Origin of the sequence: Pseudonocardia sp. (assembly GCF_025965585.1) — a bacterium.
Classification (GTDB): Bacteria; Actinomycetota; Actinomycetes; order Mycobacteriales; family Pseudonocardiaceae; genus Pseudonocardia.
This window is the reverse complement of sequence record NZ_JAOPWR010000097.1, coordinates 1-5,561: the sequence shown is the minus strand read 5'-3', so window position 1 is coordinate 5,561 and position 5,561 is coordinate 1. Positions and strand designations below refer to the sequence as shown.

The window sequence follows — 5,561 nt, the reverse complement described above, 5'->3', positions numbered from 1 at the left end:
CACGAGCCGTCTCGGCCAGCATCGCGTCGTGGTGGCGGGCGGCCCCCATCGCGAAGCCGCCCCCGTGGAAGTGGAGATAGACACCCCGCGGCTCCCCCTCCGACGGGATCATCCGCATCGGGACGGTGCCCGCGGGGCCGGGCGCCTCGATCTCCCGGAGCCCGGGAACCGGCCCGGAGCCGGGGATGAGGCCGGCTCCGGGGGTCAGGGTGCGCTCGTGGTCCTCGGCCATCTCCCACCGCGCGGGCGCCAGGGTCATCTGCTGCTCGATGTGCCGGTTCAGCTCGAGTGTCTCGGCGTCGATCAGGTCAGGGTCGAACAGCTGCGGCCCGAAGGCCTCGAAGTCCGTCACGTGTCCGTGTCCTTCCGTGGGTGGTATCGCGTGCGACCGGTGGGGGAGAGCTACGCGGGCTGATCGGCGTTCGAGCGGGAGCGCCGCCATCGTGACCGAGATGCGGCCCGCATCCTTCGTCCGCCAGCACAAGAAATGGCCGTCACCTCGTCCGGGACGACGTAGGGCCGGGCGTGGTGATCTCCCTACGTTGGCAGCCACACGAGACCGCGGGCGACGTCCTGGCGGCGGTCGGCGACGTCGAAAGGGTGCAGAACATGCACGACGACCGGGACGAGGTCCTCGAATCCACGCTCGACGAGCTCGGCCTGCCCTCCGTCCGGTTGCACCACCACGTCGACTTCGAGGTGGTCGGCGACGACGTGCGGCGGTCACCACGACCGAACGCCCGCGCACGACAGAGAGCAGAACGCCGGCCATGACCGACACAGCCGTGACCGACACAGCCGTGACCGACCCAGCCAGGATCGACCCAGCCAGGATCGACCCAGCCAGGATCGACCGAGCGACGCCCGAAGCGGCGACGACCGACGAAGCGGTGACGACCGACGAAGCGGCGATCCGCGATGCCGCGTGGGCGCACGCCCGCCGTGCGGCCGAGAGCTGCGGGGTCGACGTGCGCGTGCTCGGCGGAGCGGACGTGGCGGCCGCCCAGGCGGTGGTTCGCGACGCCTGGGGTCCCGGACAGGTGCCGCAGGGGGTTCTGCTGCAGGCCCTGTCGCACGCCGGCAATGCCGTCGTCGCGGCGGTGCGTGGCGAGCGTCCGGTGGGGGTGGCCTTCGGCTTCCTCGGCTGGAGCGGTGGGCTGCACCTGCATTCGCACATGACCGCGGTGGCGCGCCGGGAGCGGTCGCGGGGGATCGGTCTCGCGCTGAAATCCTGGCAGCGGGCGCTCTGCCTGGACAACGGCATCACCGAGATGCGGTGGACGTACGACCCGCTGATCGCCCGCAACGCCTACTTCAACCTGGTCAAGCTCGGCGCCGGGGTGCAGGCGTTCTTCCCGGACTTCTACGGGGCGATGGACGACAACGTGAACTGCGGCGATCACAGCGATCGGTTCGAGGTGTCGTGGCAGCTGGCCTCCCCGCGAGCCCGGGCCGCGCTGGAACGGCGCGAGCGGAGCGCCCCGGGGGCCGGGCAGGCCGTGGCCGTCCCGGCGGACTTCGATGCCCTCCGCCGGTCGGACGCGGCGGCCGCCCGCGCGGTCCGGATGGCAGCCAGGGAGCGGTTCACGACCCTGTTCGCGGACGGTCTGCGTCCGGACTGGGCCGAGCACGGCTACGTCTTCACTCGGGCGTCGGTCGGCGCCGAGCAGCAGGCCGCGCGGATCGGAGCAGCACGTGGCTGACCTCTCCCTGCTGACCCGCCTGCGGGCACGCGAGGACGCGATGCTCGCGGCGCTGGAGGACCTCGTGATGACCGAGACACCCAGCGACGACATGGCCCGGATCGGCGACGGGGTCGGGCTCGTGTCGGCGATGGTCGACCAGCTGCTGGGCGAGAGGCCGGAGACGATCGAGTCGCAGGGCCGGCAGCATCTGCGCCTGCGCGGAACCGGTGACCGGCCCGTACTGCTGCTCTGCCACCTCGACACCGTGTGGCCCGCCGGCACCACGGCGCGCTGGCCGTTCGCCGTGGACGGCGGGCGTGCCACCGGGCCGGGGATCTTCGACATGAAGGCCGGGTTGGTGCAGGGGCTCTTCGCGGTGAGCGCGCTGGCCGGCCGGCCGGACGTGACGCTGCTGGTCACGACGGACGAGGAGATCGGCTCGCCGACCGGCCGTGCCCTGGTGGAGGAGGAAGCGCGCCGCTCGCGTGCCGTGCTCGTGCTGGAGCCCAGCGCCGACGGTGCGCTCAAGACCGTCCGCAAGGGCATCTCGCTCTACCGCCTGCACATCGGGGGCCGCGCCGCGCACGCCGGGCTGGAACCCGAACGGGGCGTGAACGCCCTGACGGAGCTGTCCCACCAGGTTCTGCGGCTGGCCGATCTCGCCGATCCCGGGCTGGGCACCACGGTCACGCCGACGACCGCGACGGCCGGCAGCACGGTCAACACCGTTCCGGCGACCGCGGAGGTGTCGATCGACGTCCGAGCCTCCGCGGTGGCCGAGCAGCACCGGGTGCACGCCGCCCTCGGGAGCCTGGCCCCGGTCGTCGACGGAAGTGTCCTGCGGGTCACCGGCGCGATCAACCGGCCGCCGCTGGAAGCCCGCGCCTCCGCGGATCTGATGGCGCTCGCGACGCGGTGTGCGAGCGACCTGCGGCTTCCGCAACCGGCCTCGGCGGCCGTCGGAGGCGCCTCCGACGGCAACTTCACCGCCGCTCTGGGGGTGCCGACCCTCGATGGTCTCGGAGCGGTCGGAGACCACGCACACGGCGAGGGCGAATACGTCCTGACCTCGGCGATGCCCGAGCGGGCGGCGCTCGTGGCCACACTCATCGATCACCTCCTGGAGCGCTGAACCATGAAGCTGCACGCCGTCGATCTGCGCCGGATCGCGATGCCGCTCGTCCGGCCGTTCCGCACCTCCTTCGGGGTGCAGACGACCCGCGAGGTGCTGCTCGTCCGGGTCGTGACCGACGTGGGCGAGGGGTGGGGGGAGTGCGCCGCACTGGCCGCGCCGGTCTACAGCAGCGAGTACGTCGACGGCGCCCACGCCGTGCTGCGGGACCACCTCGTCCCGCGGGTGCTCGCGGAACCGGACCTCACCGCCCGCGGCGTCGCCAGGACGCTGGGCGGGGTGGTCGGGCACCGGATGGCGAAGGCGGCGATCGAGACGGCCGTGCTCGACGCCGAGCTGCGCGCCCACGACATGTCGCTCGGCAGCTACCTCGGCGCGGTCCGCACGGAGGTCGAGTGCGGGGTGTCGGTCGGGATCGCCGAGTCGGTCGACGAGCTGCTGGCCGAGGTGGGCGAGTACGTCGACCACGGTTACCGCCGGATCAAGCTCAAGATCGAGCCGGGCTGGGACGTCGAGCCGGTGCGCGCGGTCCGGGAGGCCTTCGGGGACCGGCTGCAGCTGCAGGTCGACGCGAACACCGCCTACGACGCGGCCAGCAGCGCGCGGCTGGAGGCGCTCGACGAGTTCGGCCTCCTGCTGATCGAGCAGCCGTTCGCCGAGGACGACCTGCACCAGCACGCCGTCCTCGCGGGCCGCATCAGCACCCCGGTCTGCCTGGACGAGTCGATCACCTCGGCGCGTGCGGTGGTCGAGGCGGTGCGGCAGGGCGCGTGCAGCATCGTGAACATCAAGGCGGGCCGGATGGGCGGCTACCTGGAGTCCGTGCGCGTGCACGACGTGTGCGAGGCGATGGGCGTCCCGGTCTGGTGCGGCGGGATGCTGGAGACCGGGATCGGCAGGGCGGCGAACATCGCGCTCGCCGCGCTGCCGAACTTCCGGCTGCCCGGCGACACCTCGGCGTCGGACCGCTACTACGCCGAGGACATCACCGATCCCTTCGTGCTGCGCGACGGGATGCTGCCGGTGCCGACCGGGCCCGGGGTGGGCGCAGAGCCGCGGCCGGACGTCCTGCGCGCCCTGACGATCGACGTGGAGACGCTGAAGCGCTGACGCGGCCCGTCAGCCGAGCAGGCGCAGCTGCAGCCACAGCATCAGCCGTTCGACCGGATCGCCCAGGTCCACCCCGGCCAGCTCGCACGCCCGCCGCAGCCGGTAGCGGAACGTGTTGGGGTGTACCTGGGTGCTGGCCGCTGCGGCCGTGATGTCGCCGAAGTGGTCGAGGTACGCGCGCAGCGTCGTGATCAGCGGAGGGCGGCGGTCGCCTTCGTTCTCGCGCAGCAGGCGCAGCGGCCCGTCGAGCAGGTGCGGCCGCTCGCGCACGAGGTCCAGCACCTCGAGGAGGTTGGCGGCCGCCCCGACCTCGTCGAGGTCGGCCACGACGCGCTCGCCCCCGGACCGCAGCAGCACGCGCATCACACGGTCGGCGTCGTGCCGCGAGGCCGCGACGCGGTCCACGGACATGACGGGCCGGCCGACGGCCGCGTGCACCTGGGCCTGGGTGGCGCTGGTGGCGCGCCGTGAGCCGTCGGCGGCGAACCGGCGGACCTCGGTGGGCGCGAGCTGGTCGCCGGACAGCACCACGTAGACGCGCGGGCCCACGTCGACGCAGGGGGCGGTGCGCCGGAAGGTCGAGGCGTACAGATCGATCACGGGCAGCAGCCGGTCGACCGGTGGCCCGCCCGCGGCCGCCTCGAACGCCACCACGGCGTAGGAGGCCTGCGGGTCCAGGCCGAGCCGCACGGCGGCGACGTCGGCGGCCCTGCCCTCGAGCAGGTCACGCATCATCGAGGTGCGCAGCGTGCTCTCGGCGCGGAGCTCCATGCGGTGCCGCATGATGTGCAGGGCCGCGGTCTGGGCCGCCTCGCGGAGGACGCCGGCGTGGGTGTCGGCGAGTGGCAGGCCCGTCTCGGCCACCCAGATCGAGCCGAGCAGTTCGCCGGCGGCGCGCACCGTGATCGCGACCCGGCGGCTGAGATGGACCTCGGGCACCGCGTCCATCCGCACGACGTCGTCACTGCTGTGCAGCTGCCGGAAGATCCCGCGCTCCTGGAGGATGCGCCGGTACATCTGCGGCACCCGTCGCCCCAGGATGGTCTCCTTGCGCGGTTCGTCGACGTCGTCCTTGACGCTGGAGTAGGCCAGCACCTGTGACTGCGGGTCCTCGATCGTCACCGCGCCGCCGATCTGCACCGCCAGGGAGTTGGCGAAGCCGAACAGGTCGCCGAGCGGCACCCCCGCCAGCTCGTCGTGGCGCGGGCTCGTGATCCCGACCCTGAGCATCGTCGCCAGGTGGACCCAGGGCACGTCGGAGGGCGCGGTGAGGACGGCGATGCCGCTGCGCCGGGCGGCGTCGCCGACGGGGGACGGCAGGTCGTCGTCGACGTGGAACAGGACGGACGCGTAGCCCTCCGCCGCCGCACGCTCGACGAGCTCGGCCGCCGCTGCGCTGCGCGGTTCGACGCCGACGGCGAGCAGCACCTGGTCGTGGCCCTGCGGGACCTCGAGCAGCGGGTCGTTCACGCTCACCCCGGTGAGGGGCCGGGCGAGGGAGCCCGGCGGCGCGACGGCGGCCGTCACCAGGTCGGGCCCGAGGCGGGAGAGGACCTCACCGAGCGCCTGACCGTCGTGGCCCCGGGCGTCCTCGGCCGTCACGTCCGCGACCGGGTGGAACGTCGCACGGCCGG

5 protein-coding genes and 1 pseudogene are annotated in these 5,561 nt (G+C 73.4%); 4 read left to right on the top strand and 2 right to left on the bottom strand.

The genetic code is table 11. The features are described from left to right. A pseudogene (locus JWR81_RS06210) lies at positions 1-352 on the bottom strand (hypothetical protein); the annotation flags it as partial. A 257-nt stretch (positions 353-609) separates the two neighbouring features. On the opposite strand from JWR81_RS06210, the gene JWR81_RS06205 reads away from it, so the two are divergent. From JWR81_RS06205 to menC, 4 genes are all read left to right on the top strand, one after another. Further along, positions 610-774, top strand: a complete 165-nt coding sequence (locus JWR81_RS06205; protein WP_297647895.1) for a hypothetical protein — start codon at positions 610-612, stop codon at positions 772-774. 116 nt (positions 775-890) lie between these two features. After that, positions 891-1,703 carry a GNAT family N-acetyltransferase gene (locus JWR81_RS06200; RefSeq protein ID WP_297647892.1) on the top strand — a complete coding sequence of 271 codons (813 nt, stop codon included), beginning with the start codon at positions 891-893 and terminating at the stop codon, positions 1,701-1,703. Continuing rightward, complete coding sequence (locus JWR81_RS06195) at positions 1,696-2,817, top strand: M20/M25/M40 family metallo-hydrolase (protein WP_367278742.1); 1,122 nt, start codon at positions 1,696-1,698, stop codon at positions 2,815-2,817. The genes JWR81_RS06200 and JWR81_RS06195 overlap by 8 nt, the downstream gene beginning before the upstream one ends. A gap of 3 nt (positions 2,818-2,820) precedes the next feature. After that, on the top strand, positions 2,821-3,927 hold the full coding sequence (gene menC, locus JWR81_RS06190; protein ID WP_297647889.1) for an o-succinylbenzoate synthase: 1,107 nt from the start codon (positions 2,821-2,823) through the stop codon (positions 3,925-3,927). Positions 3,928-3,936: 9 nt separating this feature from the next. On the opposite strand, the gene JWR81_RS06185 is transcribed toward menC, so the two are convergent. Beyond that, positions 3,937-5,561: helix-turn-helix domain-containing protein (locus tag JWR81_RS06185; RefSeq protein ID WP_297647885.1), on the bottom strand; the 1,625-nt coding region annotated here is incomplete at its 5' end.

What these genes read in the sequence shown, in the direction of transcription:
- JWR81_RS06205 (WP_297647895.1), top strand. Translation starts at nt 610, where the DNA reads ATGCACGACGACCGGGACGAGGTCCTCGAATCCACGCTCGACGAGCTC.
- menC (WP_297647889.1), top strand. Translation starts at nt 2,821, where the DNA reads ATGAAGCTGCACGCCGTCGATCTGCGCCGGATCGCGATGCCGCTCGTC.